Below are 26428 nucleotides of genomic sequence, written 5' to 3'. Positions count from 1 at the left end.
AAAGGTCATCGACATGGATGAGCCTGAGCTGCCACTTGTCGGGGGATGATTCGGTGCGAGCTTCTTTGGGGACTTATTGTTTTTATTACGTATGTTCTGCAGTTTGATACTGTTTGGAATTACGCAGCGGCGGCGTATAAACATTTAAGGAAATAACCGGCATCTCGCCGTTATTGCGGATCGAGTGAATTTCACCTGGGGCTATGTAGCAGCATTCGCCCGCTGTGACATTGTTTGCTTGAGTTGGCCGGACCCGATCGTCTTCAAAGGGTGAAGTAAAAATGATGTTGGTGAGTGTGCCGGAAATAATCCATTCCCACCCAAACGATTCGCCGTGGTTGTGAGGAACCGACTCCTGTTGAGCGGGAAGATGGATCAGGACAACCTCTATATGCGGCGTCGTATACAAGACCTTGCGCCCGTAAGGAAGGCCCTCTGGCTCAGGGATATGCGCAGCAATTTTGTCCGTGCTGAGCGTAAGCGATTCAAGAGCATGTCTGAGCTCAACTGGAGTGGGACAACGCAAGGATCCAAATGCTCTTTCTAAGCTTTCGTGATTCATGAATAACCTCCAAAACCTCAGCTTTCATGCTGTATGATATGAAAACGGGTCTAGAGCGGTGAGAAATAAGGGACATTTGTTCATTGTGGGCAAAAGATTGGTGACAGCCGACAGCGGTTGGCTCTATCATAAAGGTGTGGTCATGTTGGCCTCACAGGTCGATTTGGGGAAACGCCCCCAATAAGTAAATGGCTCAGGTTTGTTCAGATCAGGTGTTTCATTTACTCATTTCCGAACATGAGGAGGCATGAGCATGTCAACTGCCATAATCAGTGTACGCACCAGCTAATTGGGGGCGTACGATCTAAACCGCCTGGAATCGTCAGGAGGGTTTGGATAATGATGAATGTAAAAGCTTATTTGTATGTAATAGCATTGTCTTCCTTGGGGTCCCGGATGGACCTGATTGCGTGCAGTGCGTTGATTTTTACTTTTGAACATAGCGCTTATTGGCTAACCGCCTTTTTTGTCATGCGTCAGGTTGGAGGCATGCTGTTCAGTCCTTTTGCAGGGATGCTTGCTGACAGAGTGGACAGAAGAAAAGCGATGATCGCAAGTGACTTCGGGGCAGGGCTGTCTGTTCTGGCGATTCTCATCTTCCCGAATCCTTTTGTTGTCATTACAGCTGCCTTTTTGAAAGGGATGTTCTACACCTTGTTTCACATCAGCTTCCAGTCTTCCCTGCCGCAAATGTTTGGTTCTGCGCAGCTGATCAAAATCAATGGACTTACCGTTCGGCTGGAGTCGATTGTTGGGATTGTCGGGTTTGCTCTGGGAGGATTTTTGACCGATCATTTCGGTTATTCACTTGTCATCGCCTGCAATGCAGCCAGCTTTTTGTTTTCGGCTCTGATGCTTACACGGATTCGCTGGGAGAGTACCATCACTCCGCAATTCAGTTCTGCTTCTGGTGAAAGTGGCGAGGCTGCGTCTACGGGCTTGGCTTCTACATTGATATATTTGCGCAAGCAGCCTATTTTGTTTGCTGTTAGTATTCTGGCGTTGTTTGAATCTATCAGCACCGCTGCACATAATTATGGATTGCCCTTCTTGGCTGATCAGCTTCTGGCAGGGGATGCGACTCTGCATGGCGCGATGTGGTCAGCGATGAGTGTCGGTGCACTGGTCGGCTCTTATCTGGCTTCCCGTTTGCGCATTCCACTCATCACTGGGGTGCTCACAGTGTCCTTACTGACAGCCGTGGTCGTTACGTTTGCCTTCGCAGGTACTGATCAGTGGATAGTGGTGCTGCTGCTGGCAGGCGCGGGCGTATTTGCGGGGAGTGCCCAAGTGTACAAGAGCACGATTTTGCAACAAGCGGATAACCTGATTCGCGGCAGAGTAATGGGAATCCAGGGGTTACTTAGCAGAATGGGGTTTTTTATCGGGTTTGTGGCTGCGCCACCGCTTACCATCTCGTTTGGGTTGTTTAAAATGATGGTACTCGCACAAGGGTTATTTATACTGGGTGTCATCTGTCTTTTCAGCTACGTGAAGCTTGGGAAGCAGTAGTCTTTTTTGCTCCCTCCCACCATAGGATGTACCAATTGGGAGGTGACGGGAGTGGCCCTATTTCGACCCCGTCGGCGTTGGAGGAACCCGCTTTCCCCGATGAAAGCGATTTTGATCGCGCTGGTGATTTTTTTAGTGATGTCCATCCAGTTTCTGTTCTTTTTGCAAAAACGGCTGGAACCGACGCTCTTGATCCTGGCCTCGCAAAAAGCGGAGCAGATGGCGAAGGAAGCTATTACAGATGCGGTAACCAAGCGGATATCCCAGCAAGGTGTCGATTTTAATCAGATCGTCAAGATTGAGAAGAACAACGAGGGGCAGATTCAGGCGTATCAGTTTAATTTCAAAGAGTACGCGCGAATTGTGGGAGAAACGACATCACGAATTCAAAATAAGCTCAAGGAGTTTGAGGAGGATAAGGTTGACCGTACGATTCCGCTCGGTTTGGCGACAGGAAACAGCTTTTTGGCGAATATGGGACCGAATCTGCCCATAACGTTCGCTCCGATCGGGTCAGTGAAGACCAAGCTGGAAACGGAATTAAAGGAAGCCGGCATCAACATGGTACTGGCGACTGTCTACATCTTTGTGGAGGTTGATTTGCGGATTGTCATTCCGTTCGCGACAGACGAGCAGACGATCACGACAAAAATCCCGATCACTCATTCGCTCATCGTTGGAGATGTACCGCAATATTTATACAACAACCCCGAGGGCAAACCAGATGTACCGCGTGCACAGGGCGATGGGTACAATGATCCGCCGGGGGATTAGGAGAGCGACAGCATGGGCTGTCGCTTTTTCTTTTTGTGAGCGGAAAGGTAGCTGGTTTGATGTCGGAATACATCATCACCGCTTTGCAAGCTTACTTAGATCGCCTACCAGACGTTGCAATTCTTCTGCCGTCCGATCAGAGAAAGGTTTCTCAACAGAGAACTGACTTTTTACAAAGTGATTGTTTACGAGAAGATGAAAATCTAGCGTGGTTTTTCTCTCTAAATTTATGATTTCAACTTGTGCGGAGGCAATTTCTGCCTCTTTCAAAAAGCTAAGGATGGCTTTCTGCAAGTCTTCATTTTGTTTCTGTGTTTCAACATCAAAGCTTTGATACACTTTCAACTGATCCTCTCGATGCTCGATAATCAGATCATTTATGATTGATGTCGTTTCATCCACTTTTATTCGAATTGGCTGAGTCGTATTTCCCAATCCTGTTAATCGTTTTAATAAGTCGGAATCACTGAGCTCCTTTCCGTTCTTATCCCAAGAAAAGGCATAATAAAAATCATGGATAGTCTGGGGAGTAAAAGCGTCTTCTCCAACCTTATATGTATCCGATCGGTACATTTCAAAGGATAAACGGGTGGGGGACGATTCATTTAAAACAAATGTAATCGGTCCCAATTCGGGATCGTATGCTGGAAGAATGTAGGGTTTGTTTTTTAAGGATGATTCAACTAGTTGTCTCCACGTCTGGTATTCCTCTGGCGGTTGTTGCGTGTCCAACACAACCTGCAGCTTTTTCACAGGGCCGCCCTTGTTGCTCCATAGGGCGAGGGACTCATAAGACGAGTCAGTCAGATCGGGGACGGTCAGGGCAACTGTTTTGTTGTCGAGCCATTTGAGATCACGGATAGGCCACATAAAGGAATCGACTGAAACGAGCTGCCTGACGAGATCACTGGGATCGACGATTTTCATTTCCTCCAGCTTGGCTGCGTCGACGAAGACTACAAGATTTCTCACGAATTCAGTTCCTTCATTCCTGCCTAAAAGAATCACAAGCTTGCTTTCGTCAGGAGAAAAATAAGCTTTTTGAAAGATGCTTCCTTCACGTAAAGGGAGCGTTTTGATCTCATTATCGTCTTTGATTTGAACGAGGACGTGGCTGCAGAGCTTGGTGCCACAAGAATAACCGATATCAGCGAAAGATCCTGCGGTTTTCGAAGGGAAGTCCTGTATGACGATACGATTTATTTCCTCTTGTCGCTCCTGCGTATCATATTGATCGAGATATTCACGCAGTGCAGGGATGCTGTCTACAGGAATCGTTACTTGCTTCGTTTCGAAAGGAATCGTTACTACTTCCTTTGCCTCTGTTTCTGTAGATAGAGCTTCGGTTGGACCAAGGTTAGCTTTTGTCGGTTGTTCTTCGCAGCCTGTTAAACTGACAGAGAGGACCGATGCGAGAAAAAGGGAATGGAGCCATTTATTCATGTGAGTTCACCTGGGACTTTCTGTTATTTCTTTACTGCTTCAAAAAGCGTGCCGTTAAACGAATAGGGAACCGTCTCTTGCTTGAACTCTGTGATGGGTTTGGTATCGCCATCAGGACGTTTGTACGAGGTGGTGGAGTAGTACAGATTTTCACCGTCAATATGATAGGAACCGTGCATAGCATAGTATTCTTCCTGAAACGAAGAGATTTCCTTCAGTGACCCTCTCCACGCCTCGACAAAACGCCCTTTATCCACATACCACAAAATTGCTATTTCTTCGCATACCCCTGTTCCTCCGGTATGCTGAACAACCTGGTAGATTCTTTTATCCCCTATTTCGAGGACAGGCTGCTCCAGATCGAGGCTATCAATTTTCCAAGGCTGTTCAACTACGAGCTGGTAGCTGCCGTTTGTCTGTTTATCAAAAAGGAAGAACGTCCCAAGATGAACACCACCTGTAATCGTTGCGACCACTTCCAGTTCCTCGTCCTGATCGAGATTGATTTCCTGAAAGGCCAGTTCTTCCATATAGTGATCCTTCTTTTTGCTTTGCTGTTGAATCCACTGCTTGATCTGGTCTTTGCTTAATGGGGGGTGAGCTTGGCTTTTTGGCGCTTGAGACGAGAAGGTTGTTGGTGCGTAAAAGGAGGTTATGCCAATCACGAGTCCCAAAACGATGATACTGGAAACTGCCTTTTTAAACAAAACCGTTCACCTCTTCTATCATGATCATTCTGTATAAATAGACGTGCGAAGATTGATAGCTGTTACAGATTATGTAAATTTTGTTTTGTTTACATATTTGGTTTTGTGTAAAATAAAGGGAATGCTTTAGTGAATGGATGTGTATTCATGAAAAAGCGATGGATTACCGGTGGAGTTGTTGTTACGATAACGGTAGCAGGCATGGCGTATTCTTTTGCCAATGAGGCGTGGGACGAAATAGAAAAAGGTACACGGTACGCAAAGACCTTTCAACAAACGATAATAACCATTCCAGAGGAAATAAATGGACAAGTGCAGCAATTGGATGAAATCAGTCCAGAAGAAGCTGCACATAAAATTGCACAATATCGTGCGTATTCCAAAGCTTTTGGGGTAGCAGCAACAGACGAGCAAGCGATTGCAAAGCTTAAGGAAAGAAAATGGCTTGCCAATTATGCAAAGCGCCATCATCTGTACCCAACTGAAGAAGAGATATTCCAGCATATACAGGTACATATCCAGGATTATCAAAACTCAGGCTCTGAGCTAGTTGCAGCCATGATTCAAGAACTTGGAATCACCGAAGAGACCTTTTTTTATGAGTTTTTACGTCCGAATTATGAAGAAGGACTCATGAGGTTACATATTCTTGCCAAATTAAAGTCTGAGAATGAAAAGCAGGAAACAGAAAGCGAACAAGAATATCACAACAGAATGCTAGACGAGCTGCAAAACCTGATGAAAGAATCATAAGCGTACGCAACAAGCCGGGAGGTAGAAAATGAACAGAGATTTTCAGAAAGCAATCATTTTTGATATGGATAACACGCTGCTGCAATCCAGGATCAATTTTTTGGAGATGAAACGGGCGATTTTTCAAATATGGGTGGAAAATGACATATGTGAGCCTGCGTTAGAGTGGCAAGGCTATACGGCTTCACAGCTGATCGAGATTGGGAGACGCTCCGAGCGAATGACAGCAGAGCTGGAGGCACATATGTGGGCGGCTGTTACTGCGATCGAAAAAGAAGGAATGCACGGCGCGGTGTTGGAGGCTCATGCAGCTGACGTGTTGGCAAAACTGCACCAGAGTTATCGTCTGTTTATTTTGACAAACAATGCCTATGCAGCAGCACAAGAGGCTTTGAATGAAACGAATATCATTCATTATTTCGACGAGGTTGTTGCGCGAGAACAGATGACGACATTGAAGCCGCACCCTTCTGGAATCACGTATATTCTCAAGCAGTATCCCGACTTGCCTGTATCGGCGTGGACGATGATCGGAGATTCCTGGATTGATGGCAAAGCAGCGCAGGATGGGCATGTGCGGTTCGTCGCCTATCACGGAAAGCGAGACGAGATGGAGCGACATGGTGTTGTGCCGCAAGCATTCATTACGGATTTGCGTGAATTGCTAAAGCAGGATTGGATTGAATAGAAGCGGCATGGGAGCGACAGTGTAGGCTGTCGCTTTTTTTACGTCATTTTCGCCGAAGACAGTAGAGAGAATTTTTTTTGCATAATGAGTGAACCAAATGGTGTTCACCTGTCTCTATAGTAGTAAACAATGACCAAGGAAGGACGTTGGTTGTGGAGGAAATCAACTTAATCAAAATATGTCAATCTGGTCATATTGCCGCTTTTGAATTATTGCTGAAAAGGTATGAGCATAAAGCCATGCAAACGGCTTATTTGATTACGAGGCAAAGGGAGCTGGCAGAGGATATTGTCCAGGAAGCCTTTATTCAATGCTACAACCAATTACATACGCTACGGCAGCCGGAATATTTTCGCACTTGGTTTTATCGGATACTCATTCGATTGAGCTATAAAATGGTGAAAAAAGAAAAATGGAAATCATTCTTTTTACAAAAGTCTGTACTCGATATCGGTTACACGCCACAGTTTGATCAAGAAGTAATGGCCAAAGAAATGTATGGGGCCCTTTACGACAGTGTAAACAACCTCAGTGAGAAGCTGAGAGCTGTTGTTGTGCTTTACTATTTTAATGAAATGACGACGAAAGAAATGGCCGATGTATTAGCGATTTCAGAAGGGACAGTAAAATCACGCTTGCATCATGCGAGAAAACGAATCCATGAAACGTTGCTCGACAAAGGATACGTATCCTGGGAAGCGCTGGGAGGAGGAGAGCAGGCTTATGTGGGAAACGCAATTGCGGAAAATGCTGACTGATCAGGCTGAGACGATTCAGCAGGAAACAACGGTAGCAGATGAAGTGATGTCACGAATTCAAAGCGGTTCAAAAAAAAGAGGGAAGGGCAGAAAGCCATTCATCGTAGCGATGATCTCGTGTTCGATTCTGATCTTTACGGGCGGTGTGTACGCCGATCAATTATACAACTACTGGAAGGTCCCGAGCACTGCGGAGGAAGTGAAAAAAACCGATGAATTAAGCAAGGAACTGTCTGCACAAAGACAAACGGTAGATGACGCAATTGCGAATGCCTTTGAGTTAGATCTCGCCAATTATAACAGCCTCGACGTTAATGAGCTGTTTAAAAGCGAGCAGGTGCACCCACTGCTCCTCATCGTGAGCGATATTATGGATCAGCAACAGATCAATGATAGAAAACCGAGCGTGTATATAAACAACCAAACCGAGCAAGACGGATATATTTTGGAAGACAAAGTGAACGCGTACGTTATTCACATTATGAAAAAAGATGCCGCAGGCGAGTGGAAGATTGTCTCAGTACAAGAAAAACAAAAGAATGGCTAAAGAAGCAAAAAAAACAGTGTGGTTCAATGATCTTTTGAAGATCTTGAGCCACACTGCTAGAAGCCATTACGGCTTGAGGCGTTTTCCTTTTTTCTCTCCCTTTTCTTTTACCTCCCAGTTTCCATCTCCGTCCAGCACGATCAGAGTAGCGTGATTCGTACCATCTGCTTTTTTCTCCAAAATATAGGCTTCTGCGGCTAACTCATCAACATACACGAAGGGCATGATGTCCCCCTCTTCTTGCGCATCCATCGCAGCAACCACGATGTCCTTTAGAGAGTCGGAGACCTTCGAATTACTGACTTCGACAGCTCGGAAAAACTCAAATTGATCAAAGTCATATTGGAAGCTGCTTGCAATTTCGGTGATCACTTCATTTTCGAGTGCATTAGTAGCCGAAAGGGATCTGGCAGCTGCCGGGTCCCATTGAACATAATCGTAATCCGTGTCGATGTCGGTACGCTTTCCAGAACTATCATACTCGCGGTGAGTAGAGTTGATCTCCCATTTTCCTCGGACACTATTGCTAGCGGAAAGGGTATTGGAGATTGTAACGGAGCCCGAACCGTATGCATCATCAGAGTCTTTTTTTACGCTGTTAAAGTAGACATTGGCAGAGACTTGAATACGAGGCTGACCGCTGTTCGCTGTTTTGGCATCCCATTCCACTTGATATTTGCTAGAACCAATCGATCCAATATCGATCGTTGCACGGGCAGTCGTAATGGCTGCGGATGCACCAGGAGCGAGTAATCCAATGAAGAGAGCGCTAGAAAGAAGAGAAGCTACAACTTTGTTCCTAGAAAACAAGATCATCATCCTCTCACTTTAATAGTTTCAATGTAATACAAGTCGAAAAAGCAATCAACCATAAATTGTAAATATTGTATTATTTTGCGATATTTAGACGAATCTTATCTAAATAACATTCTCCAAGCATGTGAAAAGAATAGAACTGTAAACGAAGTGTCTGCTCCGGCTAATATTGTGTTATACTTCTCATAACTGAATACCAGCCTTCAGGGTAGGGTGCAATTCCCGACCGGCGGTAATGACGAACGCACGTCTGAGCCCGCGACTCTCTATCAGCTGGATCGATAGAGACTGACTTGGTGAAAATCCAAGGCCGACGGTAAAGTCCGGATGGGAGAAGGTATTTGGAATGGCCTTTTCAGCTGTTTTTTGCAAAAAAATGGTTGAAGCAAGGCTTGTTTCTCGATGCCCTGAGGATATGTTTTTCCTCGGGCATCTTTATTTTTAATTTCATATCGTAGCATCTTCAGGGCAAGGTGAAATTCCTGACCGGCGGTGATGACACATGGTGTGTCCAAAGCCCGCGACTCGCTGACCAATAAGGAAAGCGACTGATCTGGTGTAATTCCAGAGCCGACGGTAAAGTCCGGATGGGAGAAGATCGAGCATGCTTTCTTCATTCGTTTTTTGAAAAAACGGATGAGGTAAGGCTTCTTTCCCTATGCCCTGAAACGAATGATGTTTCGAGGGCTTTTTGTTTTGGCTGGATGCTATCAAGGAAAGGAGTGCGAGATGGCACGGGACAACCATTACATGGATATGGCGCTTGGCTTGGCGAAATCGGCACTGGGCCAGACGAGTCCGAATCCATTGGTCGGAGCAGTTGTAGTGAAGGATGGAGCAGTAGTTGGAATGGGTGCCCATCTTAGGGCAGGTGAACATCATGCAGAGGTACACGCGCTGCAAATGGCGGGAGATAGTGCGCGAGGGGCTACCTTGTACGTCACGCTTGAGCCGTGCAGTCATCACGGAAAAACACCTCCATGTGCAGACGCAGTTGTCGCTGCAGGAATTAGCCGGGTAGTAATTGGTGCCTTGGACCCGAATCCTCTCGTGGGGGGAAATGGGGTACAAAGGCTGCGAGACTCTGGCTTGGAAGTGACAGTCGGGTTGAAGGAAGAGGAAGCGAGACAGCTCAATGAAGTTTTTTTCCATTACATCACGACGAAGCGCCCGTTTGTCACAGTTAAGACAGCGAGCACACTCGATGGAAAAATAGCCTCGGTTACAGGACATAGCCGATGGATTACCGGGAGTGCTGCGCGAGCACAGGTACATGAGCTTCGTAGACAGTATGACGCTATTTTGGTCGGGATTGGAACAGTGTTAGCGGATGACCCTGAGCTTACGGCCAGATGCAATGGACAATCGTTTGGCAGGCAGCCGGTACGAGTGATTTTGGACAGCCATTTACGCACGCCGTCGTCTGCTCGTGTAATCCAAGGTGTAGAGCATGTGCCCACCTGGATTTTCACAACAGAGGAGTCATCACCGGAAAAACGAGAGGAGTTGCTCGCAAAAGGCGTTACGGTTATTGCAGTTGCTGGACCCATGACGGTGGATGCTGTGTTGTCCGTGCTCGGTAAGCGTGGAATTACTTCTCTTTTGGTGGAAGGCGGAGCAGAAATCAACGGTTCCTTTTTGCAAGCGAGAGCGATTCAAAAGATCGTCAGCTATGTTTCACTCAAGCTGATTGGTGGCAATGGTGCTCCATCGCCATTTGGTGGTCAAGGGTTGACATCGATGGATGAAGCGGTGGTGCTCACACAAATACAGGTGGAACAAGTGGATGAGCAAGATATCCGCATCATCGGCTATCCGAAGTGGAGCTAGCTAGGATGGGAAAGGAGATCGTATGTTCACAGGACTGGTAGAAGAAATAGGCGTTTTGGAGACGATTACGGGAAGTGAGCAGGCTAGTCGGCTCGTCATCCGTTGCGACAAAGTGCTGGAGGGAGTGCAGCTCGGCGACAGCATCTCAGTCAATGGGATTTGTCTAACGGTTACATCCCACACTTCGCGGCATTTTACTGTAGATGTCATGCCGGAGACGATGAAAAAAACAAGCCTGCGGCAAGCCAGACCGGGACAGCGTGTCAATCTGGAGCGGGCAATGAAGCTCGGTGATCGGTTTGGCGGGCACATCGTTTCGGGTCATATCGATAGTATCGGGACGATTGTAACCCGAGAGCCTCATGTCAATGCAGTGTTGTTTCGGATCAAATCTGCGCCTGAGCTATTGAAATACATCATTTTACAGGGCTCGATTTGCATCGACGGAATTAGCCTGACAGTCGTAGCCGTAGATGACAGCAGCTTTTCTGTGTCCATTATTCCTCATACGCTGGCTGAGACGAGCTTGCAAGACAGAAGACCAGGAGATCCGGTAAATCTGGAGGCAGATGTCATCGGGAAGTATGTGGAACGTCTGCTTGGCTATCAGCGCTCGTCCGGTAGCGAACAAACAAACAAAAAAGAAGGGCTCAGTCTGGCCTTCTTACAGGAAAACGGATTCGCGTAAATGAGGGAGGGATAGGCATGTTTCATCGAATTGAAGATGCTTTGGAGGATTTGCGCCAGGGCAAAGCAATTATTGTCGTAGACGATGAGGACCGGGAAAACGAAGGTGATTTTATTTGCCTGGCAGAAGCGGCTACGCCTGAAATGATTAATTTTATGGTCACGCATGGCAGAGGATTAGTCTGCGTACCGGTGACACAGGAGCATGCAGACCGTCTGCAGCTAAAACCGATGGTCGAAAACAATACGGACAAGCAAGGAACGGCTTTCACCGTTTCGATTGACGAACAGACGACACACACAGGGATTTCTGCACAAGAGCGTTCGTTTACCGTCAAAGCGATGCTGGATGGCGCCAAAGGACCGGATGATTTTCGTCGCCCGGGTCATATTTTCCCGCTCATTGCCAAAAACGGGGGTGTGCTGCGCAGGGCTGGTCATACGGAAGCAGCAGTCGATTTGGCGATGCTCGCAGTGGGATTTCCGGCAGGGGTCATTTGCGAAATCATGAATGAAGACGGCACGATGGCGAGGCTGCCACAGCTGGAGGAAATCGCCCAGCGCTTTGATCTCAAGCTGATCACGATTGCAGACCTGATTCGATTCCGGATGCGAACCGAATCGCTCGTCAAACGGGAGGTCGAGGCGCAGCTGCCGACAGAATACGGGGATTTTCGGATTGCTGCCTATACGAATGAGCTGGATGGAAAAGAGCATGTCGCACTGATCAAAGGCGAGATTATCCCGGATGAACAAATTCTCGTCAGAGTACATTCGGAATGCTTGACTGGAGACATCTTTGGCTCTCACCGTTGTGACTGCGGGCCACAGCTTCACGCTGCACTTGAGCAAATAGAGGCGGAGGGACGAGGGGTGCTTTTGTACATGCGGCAGGAAGGACGGGGAATTGGCTTGATTAACAAGCTGCGCGCCTATCAGCTGCAAGAGGAGGGCTTGGATACGGTCGAGGCCAATGCCAAGCTCGGTTTTGCCGCTGACCTGCGTGATTACGGGATCGGAGCCCAAATCCTGCGTGATCTGGGTGTGCACAGGATGCGATTGCTCACGAACAACCCGCGCAAAATTCGCGGACTGGACGGCTACGGCTTAAAAGTAGAGGAAAGAGTGCCGATCCAGATGCAAGCGCATAAGCACAACAAGCGCTATCTTTCTACCAAACAAGAAAAACTGGGGCACCTGCTCCACATTCAATCATAAGGAGTGGAATGGGAACATGAAGACATTTGAGGGACATTTAGTAGGAACGGGATTACGCGTCGGGATCGTGGCTGGACGCTTTAATGAATTGATTGTCAGCAAGCTGGTTGGCGGTGCGCTTGATGCATTGAAGCGCCATGGTGTAGAGGAGGAGCACGTTGATGTAGCATGGGTCCCAGGGGCATTTGAGATTCCGCTGATTGCCAAAAAGATGGCAGAGTCCGGATGCTACGATGCTGTGGTGACACTGGGGGCAGTCATTCGTGGTTCTACTCCTCACTTTGACTATGTATGCAATGAAACGGCCAAAGGCGTGGCAGCTCTTTCGCTTAGCACCGGAATTCCCGTTATTTTCGGTGTGCTGACGACGGACAGCATCGAGCAGGCTATCGAGCGTGCAGGCACGAAAGCAGGTAACAAAGGGTGGGAGGCAGCGGCAGCCGCAATTGAAATGGCTAATCTGACTAAGCAATTTGCGTAATGGAAAACAAGTAGAAAAAGCGTTCAAAAAAAGGCGAGGGCACAGGCTCTCGTCTTTTCTTTTTGGATAAAAACACCACTGGATGGTCAAAGTAAGAAGGATTTTCCTGTAGAAGCGATTGGGGGGATCTATCGTGTCACAAAAACAGTGGTGGAGAAGCCAAGTAGATAAGCTGGTAGCTGCAAAAGCTTCCGGACGCACCGAACCAAACGATCAGGAAACGACGATTACCTCTGATCGCATCAAAGCACAAATGCAACACATGGACGATTTGAGCACCACGTCCTTGATCATGAATGACGAAATGGTGCACGTTTTTTTTCTGGAAACGATGGTTGATAACACACAGCTGTATGAAACGATTTTTTTGCCCCTGCAACGCTCTGATGGCAGAGATCCTTTGCAAGTGCTGCCTTTTGCCAAAGGAATTGCCATGCAGGAATTTGAAACAGCGATCAACGCATTGCTGCGAGGGCACACCGTTTTGATCTTTCCCGAGCGCAAACTCGTACTAGAAATCAATACCTTTCAGGTGCCACATCGTGCAATTTCGCAATCGGAAAATGAAGCGACAGTTCTCGGGCCGCAGGATTCTTTTGTAGAAATGCTGCAAATAAACGTGTCCTTGATCCGCCGACGACTGACTACACCTAATCTGAAAATATGCACGTACACGATCGGTACAGAGACCCATAATAAAGTGGCAGTGATGTACCTGGATAAAATCGCGAATGATCAAAATGTAGAACGAATCAAAACGCGCATCGCAAATGTCCAGTACCAGGGCTTTGTAGGTATGGCGATCCTTAAGCAAATGCTCGAGGATAAACCCTATTCACCGTTTCCGCAATTCGGGCTGACCAACAGACCGGATAATGCAACGGCGGCGCTTTTGGATGGTCGCATTATTATCATTGTGAATGGCAGCCCGGAGGCAGCGATCTGTCCTTCCTCTTTCCTAGAGATGTTCAGCAGCCCTGAAGACTTTTACAATCGATGGTCGACTGCCAGTTTATTGCGTGTTATTCGGTTTTTTGGCCTGTTTATTACGATTATGCTGACGTCTGGTTACGTTTCTGTCCTGACCTATCATCCAGAAATGCTCCCGCCAGCGCTCCTGACCATCCTTTCTGAATCTCGCAGCAAAGTACCATTCCCGCCTGTACTTGAGGTGTTGTTTATGGAACTGGTTATTGAAATTTTGCGAGAGGCAGGAATTCGCATGCCTACCAAGATTGGTCAAACGATCGGTATCGTAGGCGGTATCGTGATCGGGACAGCTTCTGTGCAAGCGGGGCTGGCAAGTAATATTTTGATTGTTCTCGTCTCTATATCTGCTTTGTTGTCATTCCTACCACCGAACTTCTTAATGAGTAATGCGATTCGACTTATCCGGTATGCGTTCATCATCATTGCAGGGGCTCTCGGATTATACGGGCAGCTACTTATGCTGGCTTTTTTATTTGCCCATTTATTGAACCTGACGTCGCTAGGCACACCGTACATGACTCCAGGAATACCTCGGCAGTGGACGGATTTGTTCAACAGTCTTTTCCGTGCCCCGATGAAGTTTATCGTTTTTCGCAACCGCATGTCCCGTGCTGAGCGAGAGAAAGTACGGCCGATTGGCGAGGAGTAAGATAGATGGACCGTGGAAAAATTACTAGCCTGAATCCGTACCACGTAATTGGCCTTGTCGTAAATACGATCATCGGAGTGAATTTGCTTACCTTATCCAATGCGCTGAGCAGGATGGGCTACAACCAGTGGTGGTTTCCTTTTGTTCTAGGGATCATTGTTACGCTTTCCCTGTTGCCGATTGTAGCGATTTGCAAAAGATATCCGGATGATTCTCTATTTGTGATTAATGTAAAATTACTCGGAAAATTTTTGGGTCGATTTTTTAATCTGATCATCATTGTGTATGCCATCCTGAGCGTTACCTCGGTCAATTCCGATTATGTCCGGCTTGTGCAGACCTCGATGATTAATAACGAAACCATTACAATTCCTTTGCTTGGCTTGGTGCTGGTTATGCTGTACATCACAAATTGCGGGATCAAGCTCATAGCGCGCTTTTGTATCATCTCCTTCTTTTTTACCATATGGATGTTTTACTTTCTGCAATGGGGGTTTCAAAAGGGCGGTGTCATGCATATTTTTCCTTTGTTCAACACGAATCTGGCAGATATGCTGGATGCCTTGAATCGATCGTATTCGAGCATGTTTGGCTATGAGGTTATCTTGTTATACTACCCTTATATCAAGCAAAAGGAAAAAGCGTTCCGACATGCGGCCATCGGAATCTGGATCTGCGTAACGGTCTATGTAGTCATTTTGCTCACGAGTGTTGCCTATTTTTCTGAATGGGAGATTGCTAATTTAGTTTATCCTATTTTAAATTTGTTCAAGGCTGTAGAACTATCCTTTTTGGAACGGGTGGAGAATCTGGGAATTGGCTTGTGGGTGTTCCTCGTTTTGAGCACCTGTACGACGTATTTGTGGGTGGCGAGAAAAGGGATTGAAGAGATGGTGGGCAAACAACGCTTGTGGCATTTGCTATTTCCGGCTGCAGTCTCTTACTTTTTAATCCGAAGCTGGATTCCGCTCGAGTATCAGGAGTTTTTATTCCACAAGGTGACACTTTGGTTGGGGTATGGGCTCGTTTTGTGGCCGCTTTTTTTGTTACTCTTGCACGCTATCCGTTTTGGAAACGGAGGGCAGGCGCCATGATAGTTCGTCTTGCTGCATACATGCTTGTGTTGATAGTGGGGGGCACGCTTCTTTCAGGATGCTCTTCCAAAATCGAGAGGCCATCGCTTGAAGATATGGCGTTTATCGGCGTCATCGGATTTGATTATATCAATGAAAAAGATGTGAAGGTGAGCGTATCTACGCCAGTACCATCGCATAGCAAGGAAAAGACGCAGGTTTATTCCACGGTCGCGACCGTCATGAGTGAAGCGATGCTCAAAATGTCGACGAAAGCGGAGCGTACCATGTCACTTTCCCAACTCCGGGTCATTTTATTTAACGAGGAATATGCGCGCAAGGTAGGGGTACGCAAGGTGATTATGGATTTGTACCGCAATCCGGTCGTGGGGGAAAACGCGTTTGTGGCGATCGTGAAAGGGAGTACTGAAGATCTGATTCGTGCTTCCTATCAAAACAAGCCGGAATTGAACACGTATTTGAATGACCTCTTGCGTCCCCGCGTAGAAACGGCATTTACCTCGTTTACGAGTATTCAAGATAGCGTATATATGATGACGAATGAAGTCTCTGACATGAATGTACCGTACTTGGTCAAGGAAGACGACGACATTCAAATTGCCAAGGTAGCCTTGTTTAAAGACGATAAAATGTTTGGTTCCATTTCGCAACGGGAGGGAAAGCTGATTCAAGCGCTGCTAGGCAGGAACAGATTGCCCCGGATGAGCTTTGAATTTCAGGAGAGGTCAGGTAAAGGGTCAAAGACTGAGCAGATTGTCTTAGATTTCGTATGGTCAAAATCCAAAGTAAGGAGCAACGGGAGTCTAGATCACCCAATGATTTCGATGAAACTCGAATTGAGAGGGATGCTTGTTGGATACACAGGCAGCAAGGATCTCAAGTCGAATAAAGAGCTTAATCAATTAAAAAAGCAGTTGGAGAGCGAAATCAAAAAAGAGACGCAGAAATTAGTACAGCGTCTGCAAAAAGAGGGTGTTGATCCGGCCAGTTTGGAAGAGGGTCTACGGCAAAAGTACTACGGGAAGTGGACGAGACCTATCGCCATGGAGCTTTATCAGAAGGCCGGTTTCAACATTACGATCAATATGGAAATAGTGGGTTACGGAACGATCAAGTAATCAGCTAAAACAGCCGCAGTACTTCTCGCCAGATCGCTCTGATGGTTTGACGGCTCCACTTGCGTTTTTTCCCAAACAAGAAATTGGTCAGGACAACAAACATGATTTCCTGGTCTATTGTATACGGATACCAGTTGACCTCGCGTTTGCGTGTGCCGGGATCATGAATGACCGAAATGCTATGTGTAAAAGCGTGGAGCCCGAATGGGCCGCGATACCTGCCGATGCCGCTTTGCTTGACGCCGCCAAATGGCAGATAAGGATTGGCGTAGCTGATGATGACATCATTGATGCAGACGTTGCCACTTTCCAATTGCTCTGCAACGCGCTGAGCTTTTGTCTTGTCTTTTGACCATACAGAGGCATTCAAGCCGTAGGGAGAGGAATTCGCAAGCAGGATGGCTTCCTCTTCTGTAGAAAAGGTCATGATCGGCAGGATCGGTCCAAAGGTCTCCTCCTTCATGATTTTCATATCAGTTGTAACATCGGTCAAAATAGTTGGGGCGATAAACATGCTGCCTTGCGAGACCAGACCGCCGATAACAGCCTTTGCCCCCTTGGCGAAGGCTTCTTCCAGATGGTCGCGGATGATTCCGAGCTGCTGGGTGGAGGTCATCGAGCCGACCTCTGCGTCCTTTGGGTAGCCTTGGCGCAGAGCGGATGCTTTTTGCGTAACCAGCTTGAGAAACTGTGGATAAACCCGCTCATGAACATAGAGACGCTCGACAGACATGCAGACCTGGCCCGAATTGGTAAAAGCTCCCCAGATCGCTCCGTTAGCTGCCCTTTCGAGGTGAGCGTCCTCGAAGACGATCATCGGGTCCTTGCCCCCAAGCTCCAGCTCTACTGGGATGAGATGCTCTGCTGCCGCTGCCATGATTTTTTTTCCTGTTGCAACAGAGCCTGTGAAGAAGATTTTATCTGGCCGGGCTGCTACAAGTGCTTGCCCGACATCGCGTCCTCCGTGCAAGACTGATACGACACCATCAGGCAAGGGAACGGCTCGAAACAGCTCCTCAATCATGAGCCCTGTTGAGGGGGTTATTTCAGAGGGCTTGAGCACAACCGTATTACCGGCTACGAGTGCAGACAGAACGGGAATGAGCGATAGCTGAAAGGGATAATTCCACGGGGAAATGACCGCTACAACCCCCATCGGCTTGTAGTGGATGTACGACTTTTTGGGCCATAAAACGAGAGAAGTAGGCACTTCCTGGGCAGAAAGCATTTGCTGGGCATTCTTTTCATAAAAACGGATGGTATCAACAGTCACAAATATTTCGGTCATATACGCTTCCAAAGCGATTTTGCCGGTAGCCTGACTGATTTTTTGTGCCAGCTCTTCGCCGTGCTCGACCAAATAATGTCGCAGCTTTGCGAGATAGCGTAGTCGTTCAGCCAATGAAGTCATTGACCAAGACGTAAAGGCGATGCGGGCAAGATCCATTGTTTGCTGTACCTGTTCGGGCGTTGCTTCTATAAGAGAGCCGAAATGCTCACCGGTAGCCGGGTTTTGAAAGGACAGGATAGACAAGAAACTTCACCTCACTTGGTAGAAGTATGGGCGTTGCTTGGTGGCAAAAAAAGCGATTGAATGATAAAAGGAAACGTCTGCTCAAAATGGGAGATGGCGTTTTTAGGGTCAGATGATTCGGACAGCATGGATTGCAAGAATAGACCGTCGATCAGTGAATATAGAGTGGAGGCTGCCACTTCTTTTTCGACCGCGAGCGGTGGTCCGTCAGCGTCTGTTAATCTGTCCAGCATTCGCACGATCAAGCTGTGCAGGCGATTGCGAATCTGGCTAACCTGCTCGTGGAAAGCGGGAACGTACATGGCTTGGACCTGCAAGTCGTACCAGAGGCGATGCTGGTCTTTGTCCCGTGTCAGGCTGCGGTGCAGGACAGCAAAGAAAGAAGCCATCCAGCTTTCGAGAGGTGCCTCTACAACCTCATGCTCCAGCTCTGCAACGAAGCCTTCTTTATAGCTGGAAATGATAGCAAGCAGCAAATCCTCCTTGCTCGCAAAATAATAATGCAGGATACCAAGAGAAACCCCTGATTCCTTGGCGATGTCGCGTAGAGACACATGGGCATACCCCTTTTGAGCCAAACAAAGAGTAGCCTGCTCGATCAAAAAAGCCCGTTTCGCCTCTGCTTTGGTCTGGGATAGGGGAGAACGTGACAAACCATACACCTCTTTTTTTGGACGATCGTCCAATTTTAGTGATTTCATTATAGTTTCTATTTTTCTTTTATGTCAATAAGGAAAGGCTTCTGATTCACAAAAAAGGAAGCGGTGACTCACCGCTTCCCAGCTTGTTAATGTCACTACAGCAACGCAGGAGAAGGCTGTTTCCAGGCGTAGCGACTAGCGAAACCCTACCTAGCGCAAGAACGAATTCAGGGGACCAGAAACGCAACCCATGTGTCAGCAACAGAGCGCCGCGACTTTTGCGTTTCCCCCTGAATCGTTCTGGAGCGGACAGTCCATACTCCGATGCGGGTGTAGACCGGAGCGCAGAATGGAAACAGACTTCTCCTCACTCCGGCAATGCACACCTCCAAACAGGGAGTCACCGTTTCCGCCCCTGCCGCTCCCACCGTCTCAAATACGGATAGGGATCAAATGCCCAATCAGGTCCACCGTTCTCCCGGTACATTCCGTAATGCAAATGGGGAGGGAACTTTCCTGCTGTTCCAGGTCTGCCATATCCCGAGCTGCCGACATACCCGATGACTTGACCGGGCTCGACGATATCGCCGGGCTTTAAACCCTTCTTAAAAGAATTCAAGTGAGCGAAATAATGATACACATTGCCCATATCACGCATACCAATTCGCCAGCCGCCATAGCGATTCCAGCCGATGACTTCGATGACGCCGTAGGCTGTACTCAAAACGGGTGTACCATACCCCGCGAAAATGTCTGTTCCCTCGTGAATTCGCCGGCCACCCCAGCCGCGAGCATCGCCCCATGTGCTGCGGTAGCTATACTCATAGCGAGCGGGAATAGGGAAATGTCGGTCATCCAGGTGTAAATGCTGATATTTTGCGTATACGTGGGCAAACTGTCTGATCGTTTTAACGGAGCGGTCTCGTTGGTAATACGACCAGAGCCCGATCTGCCAATCGTCATGAGAGAAGCCGTACGAAGACAAATAGTGAATAAATGAAGTGAGTGCGTCCAGATCGTTGTTGCGATCTGCCTTCCCGTCGCCATCACCATCTCTGCCCATCCCATCAAAAAACTGAATGGAAACAGGATTGGTGTCGCCCTCATCAGGATTCAAACTACCACTCCAGCGGTCCCAGGGGATATCGATAGCGGTTAGACGAGAGGAGGATTCGGATTGATTTACTTGCTTTTTACGTATTTTCATCGTCCGCTCGTATTGGTCAATGGCTGCCAAATATGTCCATGGAATGCCGTACACTGATTCCATTCGCTGAAAAAGCTGTAGTCGCGCCTGCAAAATCGGGTCTCCTTGTGGAGCGGATGGTGCCGCGCGTACAACACTTTCCATTGGCATAATTACAGCAGCCAAACACAAGCTGATCTGAATGATTAGGCGGAAAACTCGCATTCCGTCTCCCTCCAGGCCCAGATAGTCTCCTTTGTAGTTTCTGCCAGCGGTGTCCGTTTATCCTAGATACTTTTTGGAAGGTGTTTTTTCGACCAGCGTTCATTCGTTTTGGTGTATGATGCTAGAAAAGAGCAGAAGCAAGAAAATGGAGGCACAAACATGACGAAGCTGGTCATTCGATCAGAGGATTCGCTTACACTGCAAAGTCTTGTAGATCCACTTCAGCAAGCACTGGAAGCTTTTGTGTCGGGCGGTGAAAGCTGTGAACAGGAGTGGACACGCATCAGGCAGTTAGCTGAGCCGTACCGGGCCTACTGCAAAAAGGAGCAATGGGAGGGCGAGGAAGCAGCGTTGGCTAGGCTGCTAACAGTATGCCCCATCGATCAAAAAGTCTTTCCCCTGTTCATACAACAGCTCCCGATACCTGCGATGCTCCCTTTGCCACTATTGGAGCTGGTGACTGGATTTTTTGTCAAAGAGGTCGAGGAGTCTTCCTTTGCCGAGTCATCTAATTTCTCGCCCCTTGCCATGATCTGGTTGCGGGAGGCTGGTGTGCAGCCATTGGGTGCGTGGAGCGGGCAACTACATAAGGCCGTGCAAGGAGAAGGACTGGCGGTTCTCAAAGTGGGAGAAGCGGAGCAGAAGCTGCTACAGCATATTCCCCGCTTTTATGAACAAAAAAATCATCAGGCAGAGCATATCGATGAGGGAATGCTGCTTCTGCAAATCAATCTGGACGATACAAGCCCCGAATGGCTGGCATATGTCATGGAGCAATGCTTGCGCGCCGGAGCAAACGATGTGCACTTTCTACCCGTGACGATGAAAAAAAGCAGGCCGGGCACACTGCTGCAGGTCATGTGCTACCATAGCCAGGCTGAGGCGTTGAAAACGATTCTGTTTAGCGAAACAACAACCTTTGGCATCCGTTCTTTCCCTGTAGACTGCCATCGGCTGGCACGCCGTTTTATTCAGGTCCAGACCGAATGGGGAGAAGTAGTCGTCAAGCTCGGCTATCACCAGCAGAAGCGTGTACAGGTCGCACCCGAGTATGCTGTGTGCGCCAAGCTGGCTGATCAGGCAGGGGTCCCGTTAAAAAGGGTATATCAGCAGGCTGTACAGCTGGCGAGTCAGGAAAGTGATGTAAATTTGCTGTAAACCTAGCAGGAATGAGAAGCCTCTTCAAAGAATTGGAAAATCGGGAGGCTTGCTTTCCAAAAAAACAAGTCATGAGGAGGCTGTCTGATGAGCAAAAAAGTGTTGATCGTAACAGGAGATGCAGTGGAGGCCCTGGAGGTATTTTATCCGTACTATCGTTGCCTGGAAGAAGGATTTGAAACGGTCATCGCAGCGCCTACTGTCAAAGTGCTGCACACAGTTTGCCACGATTTTGAAGCGCACAGTGAAACCTATACGGAAAAGCCCGCTTATCAGCTCCCTGCCCATACTTCCTTCGCAGATATTAATCCCGAGGCATTCGATGCCTTGATTATCCCGGGTGGACGCGCTCCAGAGCACATCAGGCTCAATGAGAATCTAAAACCGATTGTTGCGCATTTCTTTGAAGCAAACAAACCGGTAGCTGCCATTTGCCACGGCTCACAAGTGCTGACAATTGTAAAAGAGCATCTCGCAGGCAGGGAAATGACTGCCTACCAGGCGTGCAGACCGGATGTTGAAGCGTGCGGCGCCATCTATCAAACAGAGACTCTCCATGTGGACGGTAATCTGGTGTCCGGACATGCTTGGCCGGATTTGCCTGGGTTCATGCGTGAGTTTTTCAAGCTGCTACGGTAAATCAACAAAAACCCTCCCAAAATAACCATGGCATCAATACCATGTCCGTTGGGAGGGTTTTCTATGTTAAAAAGTCGTGCTAATTAGCGTGTCCAATCAAAAGACGCAGAACATTAGGTTGGTCGGGCAGATCGCGCGTACCAGCGCCGTAGCCAATCGATTCAACGGTCATTGCTGGGAGCGGACCAAACTCCCGAACGAGAGCAGCTGCGACCCCAGCCCCTGTAGGCGTGGTCAGCTCTTTTTGAATTGCTGTTTTACGCAGAGGAATGCCAATCAGCATTTCCATGGTTGCGGGAGCTGGAACAGGGTACAGACCATGGTCGCAGCGTACGTAGCCATTTCCGGTAGGGACATGACCGGAATACAGCTCATCGATGTCCAATTCTTCCAAACCAAGTGCAATACCGACGACATCCGCGATGGAATCAAGGGCGCCGACCTCATGAAAATGAACCGTTTCTACAGGGACATTGTGAATTTTCGCCTCTGCAATAGCGATTTTTTCAAACACAGCAAGCGATCTGGCTGTCACGCGTGGAGCGAGATCAGCAACTTTGATCATCTCCACGATTTCTTTGTAGCCGCGGTGAACGTGATCGTTGCCAAGCACCTTTAGCTGTTTGAGTGGGGTGGTGGTTGGGGCTGATTCGTCAATCACATCCAGCTTTAAGGCACTTACACCTGTTTTCACAACCTTTTTCCACTCCAGACGAAATGCCCCCAGTGAAAGCTTACGCAATTGTGCTTCTATTCGCTCCCGATCCGCTCCTGCGTCAACCAATGCCGCAAGCAGCATGTCCCCACTAATTCCCGAAAAACAATCCAAATAAGCGATTCGCATGAGAAACACTCCTTCCAAGAGGTCTATTCTTCCTGTATCATTAAGGGAAAGTATGTTCGTCTGTTTGACAATTCTGTCCAAAGTGTACCATTTGATGATGGGTTTGTCATGTAAGGAGTTGAAGACTGTTGCTATCATTCATACATACAGCGGATGTCCATCTGGATGCTCCGCTTCAGTCTCTGGCGGGCTTATACGAGCTGCGTCAGGATGATTTTCGCAGTACGATGCGGCGGATTCGCGATCTCGTATGGGACAAGCAGGTAGATTTTTGGCTCATCGCCGGTGATCTTTTGGAGTATCACGGGGGCAGGAGGTCGACAGCATTATTTTTACGCGATCTGTTTGCGAGTCTGGCCCCTGTCCCTGTTTGCATCGCGCCGGGCAATCACGATCCATGGCGTTCCGATTCTTTTTATCAAACACTGGAATGGTCCAGCAATGTTTATTGGTTTACGCCGGAATGGGGTGCCTTTGAATTTCCGGAAAAATCATGTGTTGTCTATGGCTGGGGATTTCCTCATCCACATGTATATGAATCGCCACTTATCACATTTCCAGGCAAGCTGGATGGCTATCAGCACCACTTGATGGTTCTTCATGCCAGCATTTTGACTAGTGCAAAGGAGGAGCATCATCCGTATGCACCTGTGTCTTTGCAGGAGCTGGAGGGAACAGGTATGGACTATGTTGCGCTTGGACATATTCACAAGCCAGCGCAGTTTACCCATTCAAAAACCAGACAGCCTTTTGCAGCTTATCCTGGCTCTCCAGAGGGGCTTACTACAAAAGAAGATGGACCCCGCTGTGTTCTGTACGGGGAGCTTAGTGATTCAGGAACTTTGAAATTATCTGAGATCGCTGTGGAGCAGCGGCAAATTCGCAAGCGTGAGCTCACTCTAGGCGGGATCGAGACTATGGAACAACTGATCGATCAAATCGAGCGCGAGCTGACCGATGAAAGAGATACAGATATGCTGTACGTTACGTTGACGGGGGAGCGGGCCACTCACTTTGTACCTGCAACGGATGTATTGAAGCAAAGATTTTCTTCCCGTTTTTTCGTGATTCAATTTTACGATCAGACGTGGCCAGATGTGGATGCTGACAAGCTGATGGCAGACGGCGGCGTGTGGGGACGTTGGCTCACCAAGCTGGCACAATGGGAAGAACAGGCAGCAGATGAGGCGGAACGAGAAAAGATCAGGGAAGCACGCAAGGAAGCGCTGGCCCTGATAGGAGGGAGCGGCAGGTGAGAATTGACGAGGTCCAGCTCAAAGGCTTTGGCAAGTGGCAGGATGCTGTTTTCCGTTTTGCTCCGGGAATCAATGTGTTTGAGGCTCCGAATGAATCAGGGAAATCCACTCTGCTGCAGGGGATCATAGCTGCTTTATACGGCATGAAAAAAGATTATGTCAAGTCGGCGCGTTATCTAGCTGAATACGAAAAATACCGTCCGTGGCATCAGGGAGATTACGAAACAATCATTACCTACCAGCTGGGGGGAAAAACGTACCGATTACACCGTTACCTGAACAAGGACCGTGAGCAGGCACGAATTTTTTTGGACCCGGAGTGGACAGAGCTGACGGATATTTATTTGGAGGACAGGCGCAAGGAACGCAATTTTATCGAAAAGCATCTGGGCCTGACGCGCAGCTTGTTTTGCGATATCACCTGGATCAGACGGGAGCCGTTGTCAGCAGCGGAGCATTTGATGCCTTCTTTGACCGCAACAGATGATGCGAATCCCGCAGTGAACAAAATATTGGCTGAGCTGGATCGCGATCTGACAAGTATCGGTAAAAAGGAAAGAGCAGAAAATACCCTGCTGGGAAAAGCGGCTACACTGGTAGCCCAAAAGGAACAGGAGCTGGCAAACAGGGAAGCAGCATGGAAGGTCATCAGTCAGCTGACACAAAAAATGGCTCAGTGGGAGGACGAGCGTGCGGAGCTGGCACAAATGCGCGAGAGGTTGCTAAAGCGGCTAGAGCTCATGCAGCAACGCAGCGAGATGTGGCAGGAGCACTGGCAAAAAAGCTATTTGCCTCCGGGACAAACGAGCTGGGAATGGTGGGAGCAGACAGCAGGTTCTCCAGAGGAACAGCGAATCCATCAGGAAGCAAAAGCTGCTTTGGAAAAGCTAAGGCAGACTCAAAGTGAGGACAGCCAAGAAACTTTATTAGTGGGAAATAGCGAAGGTGATCGCTTGCGCTTACAGCAGGATTACGAGCAAGGCATTCAGTTACAGAGGCGCCGAGAGCAATGCCATCTGGAGCTGGCAACCATGGCTGCCGTAACGATGGCGAGTCCGCGTAGACAAGTTCGTTTAAGCAAAGAGGAAAACCTCAAAAAACAACGGCGTGGAAAAATATTGCTGTGGGGAACTGGAAGTGCATTTCTGCTCATGGGCATTCTGGCATTCTTTACGGAGCATAGCATCTTGGGGGTAATAGGGCTTGGCCTCTCTGCTCTTTTTTCAGGTACGGCCTTTGTGATCTATCGTGGAAAAGAGAGCAGACTGGTGGAGGGCATGGCAAGCGATAGTGTATCAAAAGAGGACTGGCAACAACTTCAGGAGGAGGTCACCCGTCTCGATGACTCACTGTTGCAGCTCGTTTCACGGTGGGGGGCAGCCAATTGGAATGAATTTCTGGGAAAAAGGGAGGAGCTGCAAAACAGCATCCATACCCGAGAGTCTAGGCAAATGGCAGCTCATATGAACCAGCGTGAGGAGGAGGCACTGCTCATAAATGGCTGGGGTGAATCACTGCGCAGCTGTCTGGGAGAGGAAAAAGCGGTCAGGGAAAGTGAGCGGGATTTGCTGCAAGCTGAGCTATCACAGGCAGATAGCCGCTTGCAGGAATTACGGGAGCAGATTGCCGGGGCGAATGGACAGATCGGAGCACATGAAACAGGATCTTTAGCAGAGGCAAAAGCAGAGCAAGAGGAAGCGGCAAACGGGCTTAGACAGCTTCAACTCCGACGTGATGCCTTGCAAATCGCCCGTGATGCCCTGCAGGAGGCGATGGCAGAGTGGAATCGAGACGTGTCGCCAGCTGTTAATCATCAGGCCTCCGAAGTTATCTCCCAGATTACAGGTGGGACTTACAAGGATGTGCGTTTGGATTCACGCGAAGGATTTGCGATTCGTTTGCTTGAACCGTCCAGGCACCTAGTGCTGGAACAAGATCAATGCTCCACAGGTACACAGGATCAGCTCTATTTTGCCCAGAGGCTGGCACTGCTCAGGCATGTCTGCAAAGAAACAGAGGCATTGCCGATTTTTTTCGACGATCACTTTGTGCATTATGATCAGGAGCGACTGCGTCGGACGCTGGAGTACGTGGCGAAGCTGGGAGAGAGCCAGCAAATTTTTCTGTTCACCTGCCATGACAGGGAGCTTCAACTGCTAAAGCCGGTCATGGAGCAAGCGGGGGGACGTCATCGCGTTCATCAGCTTCGTGAGCGCTAATGCAGGAAAGAGGTTGCCCCTCTTATAGCCAACCTCTATAATGAAGATTGATCATGTCTAGACCCAAGTCTAGACCTAAGTCTTGACCAAGTCAGATGA

General features: G+C 48.3%; 25 protein-coding genes and 2 riboswitches. Of the genes, 17 read left to right on the top strand and 8 right to left on the bottom strand.

The window, feature by feature from the left end; all coding sequences use genetic code 11:
- Positions 1 to 85: 85 nt before the first annotated feature.
- Positions 86 to 562, bottom strand: a complete 477-nt coding sequence (locus SB752_RS01995; RefSeq protein WP_410714071.1) for a cysteine dioxygenase — start codon at positions 560 to 562, stop codon at positions 86 to 88.
- Positions 563 to 901: 339 nt separating this feature from the next.
- On the opposite strand from SB752_RS01995, the gene SB752_RS01990 reads away from it, so the two are divergent.
- Positions 902 to 2074: an MFS transporter gene (locus SB752_RS01990; protein WP_410714070.1), complete on the top strand. Its 1173-nt coding sequence runs from the start codon at positions 902 to 904 to the stop codon at positions 2072 to 2074.
- Between the two features lie 42 nt (positions 2075 to 2116).
- Positions 2117 to 2848 carry a sporulation protein YunB gene (gene yunB, locus SB752_RS01985; protein ID WP_410714069.1) on the top strand — a complete coding sequence of 244 codons (732 nt, stop codon included), beginning with the start codon at positions 2117 to 2119 and terminating at the stop codon, positions 2846 to 2848.
- A 75-nt stretch (positions 2849 to 2923) separates the two neighbouring features.
- On the opposite strand, the gene SB752_RS01980 is transcribed toward yunB, so the two are convergent.
- Together SB752_RS01980 and SB752_RS01975 are read right to left on the bottom strand one after the other, a co-directional pair.
- On the bottom strand, positions 2924 to 4291 hold the full coding sequence (locus SB752_RS01980; RefSeq protein WP_410714068.1) for a hypothetical protein: 1368 nt from the start codon (positions 4289 to 4291) through the stop codon (positions 2924 to 2926).
- Positions 4292 to 4314: 23 nt separating this feature from the next.
- Positions 4315 to 4998 (bottom strand): hypothetical protein, encoded by a 684-nt coding sequence (locus tag SB752_RS01975; protein WP_410714067.1) that lies wholly within the window; start codon positions 4996 to 4998, stop codon positions 4315 to 4317.
- 147 nt (positions 4999 to 5145) lie between these two features.
- Here SB752_RS01975 and SB752_RS01970 point away from each other — a divergent pair, with 147 nt between their 5' ends.
- The 4 genes from SB752_RS01970 (at position 5146) to SB752_RS01955 (ending at position 7744) form a co-directional block, all read left to right on the top strand.
- Positions 5146 to 5751, top strand: a complete 606-nt coding sequence (locus tag SB752_RS01970; protein ID WP_410714066.1) for a hypothetical protein — start codon at positions 5146 to 5148, stop codon at positions 5749 to 5751.
- A 28-nt stretch (positions 5752 to 5779) separates the two neighbouring features.
- Positions 5780 to 6439 carry an HAD family hydrolase gene (locus SB752_RS01965; RefSeq protein WP_410714065.1) on the top strand — a complete coding sequence of 220 codons (660 nt, stop codon included), beginning with the start codon at positions 5780 to 5782 and terminating at the stop codon, positions 6437 to 6439.
- A gap of 152 nt (positions 6440 to 6591) precedes the next feature.
- Positions 6592 to 7197, top strand: a complete 606-nt coding sequence (locus tag SB752_RS01960) for an RNA polymerase sigma factor (RefSeq protein ID WP_410714064.1) — start codon at positions 6592 to 6594, stop codon at positions 7195 to 7197.
- On the top strand, positions 7163 to 7744 hold the full coding sequence (locus SB752_RS01955; protein WP_410714063.1) for a hypothetical protein: 582 nt from the start codon (positions 7163 to 7165) through the stop codon (positions 7742 to 7744). Before SB752_RS01960 ends, SB752_RS01955 begins: the two co-directional genes overlap by 35 nt.
- 66 nt (positions 7745 to 7810) lie before the next feature.
- Here the strand turns inward: SB752_RS01955 and SB752_RS01950 are convergent, their stop codons facing one another.
- Complete coding sequence (locus SB752_RS01950) at positions 7811 to 8554, bottom strand: hypothetical protein (RefSeq protein WP_410714062.1); 744 nt, start codon at positions 8552 to 8554, stop codon at positions 7811 to 7813.
- Between the two features lie 201 nt (positions 8555 to 8755).
- Positions 8756 to 8903, top strand: a riboswitch (FMN riboswitch).
- A gap of 112 nt (positions 8904 to 9015) precedes the next feature.
- A riboswitch (FMN riboswitch) is annotated at positions 9016 to 9163 on the top strand.
- A 126-nt stretch (positions 9164 to 9289) separates the two neighbouring features.
- Between SB752_RS01950 and ribD the strand changes: the two genes are divergently transcribed.
- The 7 genes from ribD (at position 9290) to SB752_RS01915 (ending at position 16627) form a co-directional block, all read left to right on the top strand.
- A complete protein-coding gene (gene ribD / locus SB752_RS01945) occupies positions 9290 to 10390 on the top strand; it encodes a bifunctional diaminohydroxyphosphoribosylaminopyrimidine deaminase/5-amino-6-(5-phosphoribosylamino)uracil reductase RibD (protein WP_410714061.1) in 1101 nt (366 codons plus the stop codon).
- Positions 10391 to 10412: 22 nt separating this feature from the next.
- Complete coding sequence (locus tag SB752_RS01940; protein ID WP_410714060.1) at positions 10413 to 11078, top strand: riboflavin synthase; 666 nt, start codon at positions 10413 to 10415, stop codon at positions 11076 to 11078.
- A 17-nt stretch (positions 11079 to 11095) separates the two neighbouring features.
- Complete coding sequence (locus SB752_RS01935; protein WP_410714059.1) at positions 11096 to 12295, top strand: bifunctional 3,4-dihydroxy-2-butanone-4-phosphate synthase/GTP cyclohydrolase II; 1200 nt, start codon at positions 11096 to 11098, stop codon at positions 12293 to 12295.
- Positions 12296 to 12311: 16 nt separating this feature from the next.
- Entirely contained in the window at positions 12312 to 12776 is a 465-nt protein-coding gene (gene ribH / locus SB752_RS01930) for a 6,7-dimethyl-8-ribityllumazine synthase (RefSeq protein WP_410714058.1), read from the top strand.
- Positions 12777 to 12909: 133 nt separating this feature from the next.
- Positions 12910 to 14415: a spore germination protein gene (locus SB752_RS01925; protein WP_410714057.1), complete on the top strand. Its 1506-nt coding sequence runs from the start codon at positions 12910 to 12912 to the stop codon at positions 14413 to 14415.
- Between the two features lie 5 nt (positions 14416 to 14420).
- Positions 14421 to 15509, top strand: a complete 1089-nt coding sequence (locus SB752_RS01920; protein WP_410714056.1) for a GerAB/ArcD/ProY family transporter — start codon at positions 14421 to 14423, stop codon at positions 15507 to 15509.
- The gene (locus SB752_RS01915; protein WP_410714055.1) at positions 15506 to 16627 is read left to right on the top strand and encodes a Ger(x)C family spore germination protein; all 1122 of its coding nucleotides are present in this window, start codon (positions 15506 to 15508) and stop codon (positions 16625 to 16627) included. Before SB752_RS01920 ends, SB752_RS01915 begins: the two co-directional genes overlap by 4 nt.
- A 4-nt stretch (positions 16628 to 16631) precedes the next feature.
- On the opposite strand, the gene SB752_RS01910 is transcribed toward SB752_RS01915, so the two are convergent.
- The 3 genes from SB752_RS01910 to SB752_RS01900 all read right to left on the bottom strand — a co-directional run bounded on the left by SB752_RS01910 (position 16632) and on the right by SB752_RS01900 (position 20213).
- Positions 16632 to 18161 carry an aldehyde dehydrogenase family protein gene (locus SB752_RS01910; RefSeq protein WP_410714054.1) on the bottom strand — a complete coding sequence of 510 codons (1530 nt, stop codon included), beginning with the start codon at positions 18159 to 18161 and terminating at the stop codon, positions 16632 to 16634.
- Between the two features lie 11 nt (positions 18162 to 18172).
- Positions 18173 to 18814 carry a TetR/AcrR family transcriptional regulator gene (locus SB752_RS01905; RefSeq protein ID WP_410714053.1) on the bottom strand — a complete coding sequence of 214 codons (642 nt, stop codon included), beginning with the start codon at positions 18812 to 18814 and terminating at the stop codon, positions 18173 to 18175.
- A gap of 388 nt (positions 18815 to 19202) precedes the next feature.
- Entirely contained in the window at positions 19203 to 20213 is a 1011-nt protein-coding gene (locus tag SB752_RS01900; RefSeq protein WP_410714052.1) for a M23 family metallopeptidase, read from the bottom strand.
- 159 nt (positions 20214 to 20372) lie between these two features.
- On the opposite strand from SB752_RS01900, the gene larC2 reads away from it, so the two are divergent.
- Together larC2 and SB752_RS01890 are read left to right on the top strand one after the other, a co-directional pair.
- On the top strand, positions 20373 to 21371 hold the full coding sequence (gene larC2 / locus SB752_RS01895) for a nickel pincer cofactor biosynthesis protein LarC2 (protein WP_410714051.1): 999 nt from the start codon (positions 20373 to 20375) through the stop codon (positions 21369 to 21371).
- 87 nt (positions 21372 to 21458) lie between these two features.
- Positions 21459 to 22010 carry a DJ-1/PfpI family protein gene (locus SB752_RS01890; RefSeq protein ID WP_410714050.1) on the top strand — a complete coding sequence of 184 codons (552 nt, stop codon included), beginning with the start codon at positions 21459 to 21461 and terminating at the stop codon, positions 22008 to 22010.
- Positions 22011 to 22089: 79 nt separating this feature from the next.
- On the opposite strand, the gene larC is transcribed toward SB752_RS01890, so the two are convergent.
- Positions 22090 to 22854, bottom strand: coding sequence for a nickel pincer cofactor biosynthesis protein LarC (gene larC, locus SB752_RS01885; protein WP_410714049.1), 765 nt, complete (start codon positions 22852 to 22854; stop codon positions 22090 to 22092).
- Positions 22855 to 22982: 128 nt separating this feature from the next.
- On the opposite strand from larC, the gene SB752_RS01880 reads away from it, so the two are divergent.
- Both SB752_RS01880 and SB752_RS01875 read left to right on the top strand, forming a co-directional pair.
- Entirely contained in the window at positions 22983 to 24110 is a 1128-nt protein-coding gene (locus SB752_RS01880; RefSeq protein ID WP_410714048.1) for a metallophosphoesterase family protein, read from the top strand.
- Complete coding sequence (locus SB752_RS01875) at positions 24107 to 26329, top strand: ATP-binding protein (protein ID WP_410714047.1); 2223 nt, start codon at positions 24107 to 24109, stop codon at positions 26327 to 26329. Before SB752_RS01880 ends, SB752_RS01875 begins: the two co-directional genes overlap by 4 nt.
- The last annotated feature ends 99 nt before the right edge of the window (positions 26330 to 26428 follow it).

It is taken from the genome of Brevibacillus sp. SIMBA_040, assembly GCF_046535075.1.
Classification (GTDB): Bacteria; Bacillota; Bacilli; order Brevibacillales; family Brevibacillaceae; genus Brevibacillus.
This window is presented reverse-complemented; position numbering and strand designations above follow the sequence as displayed.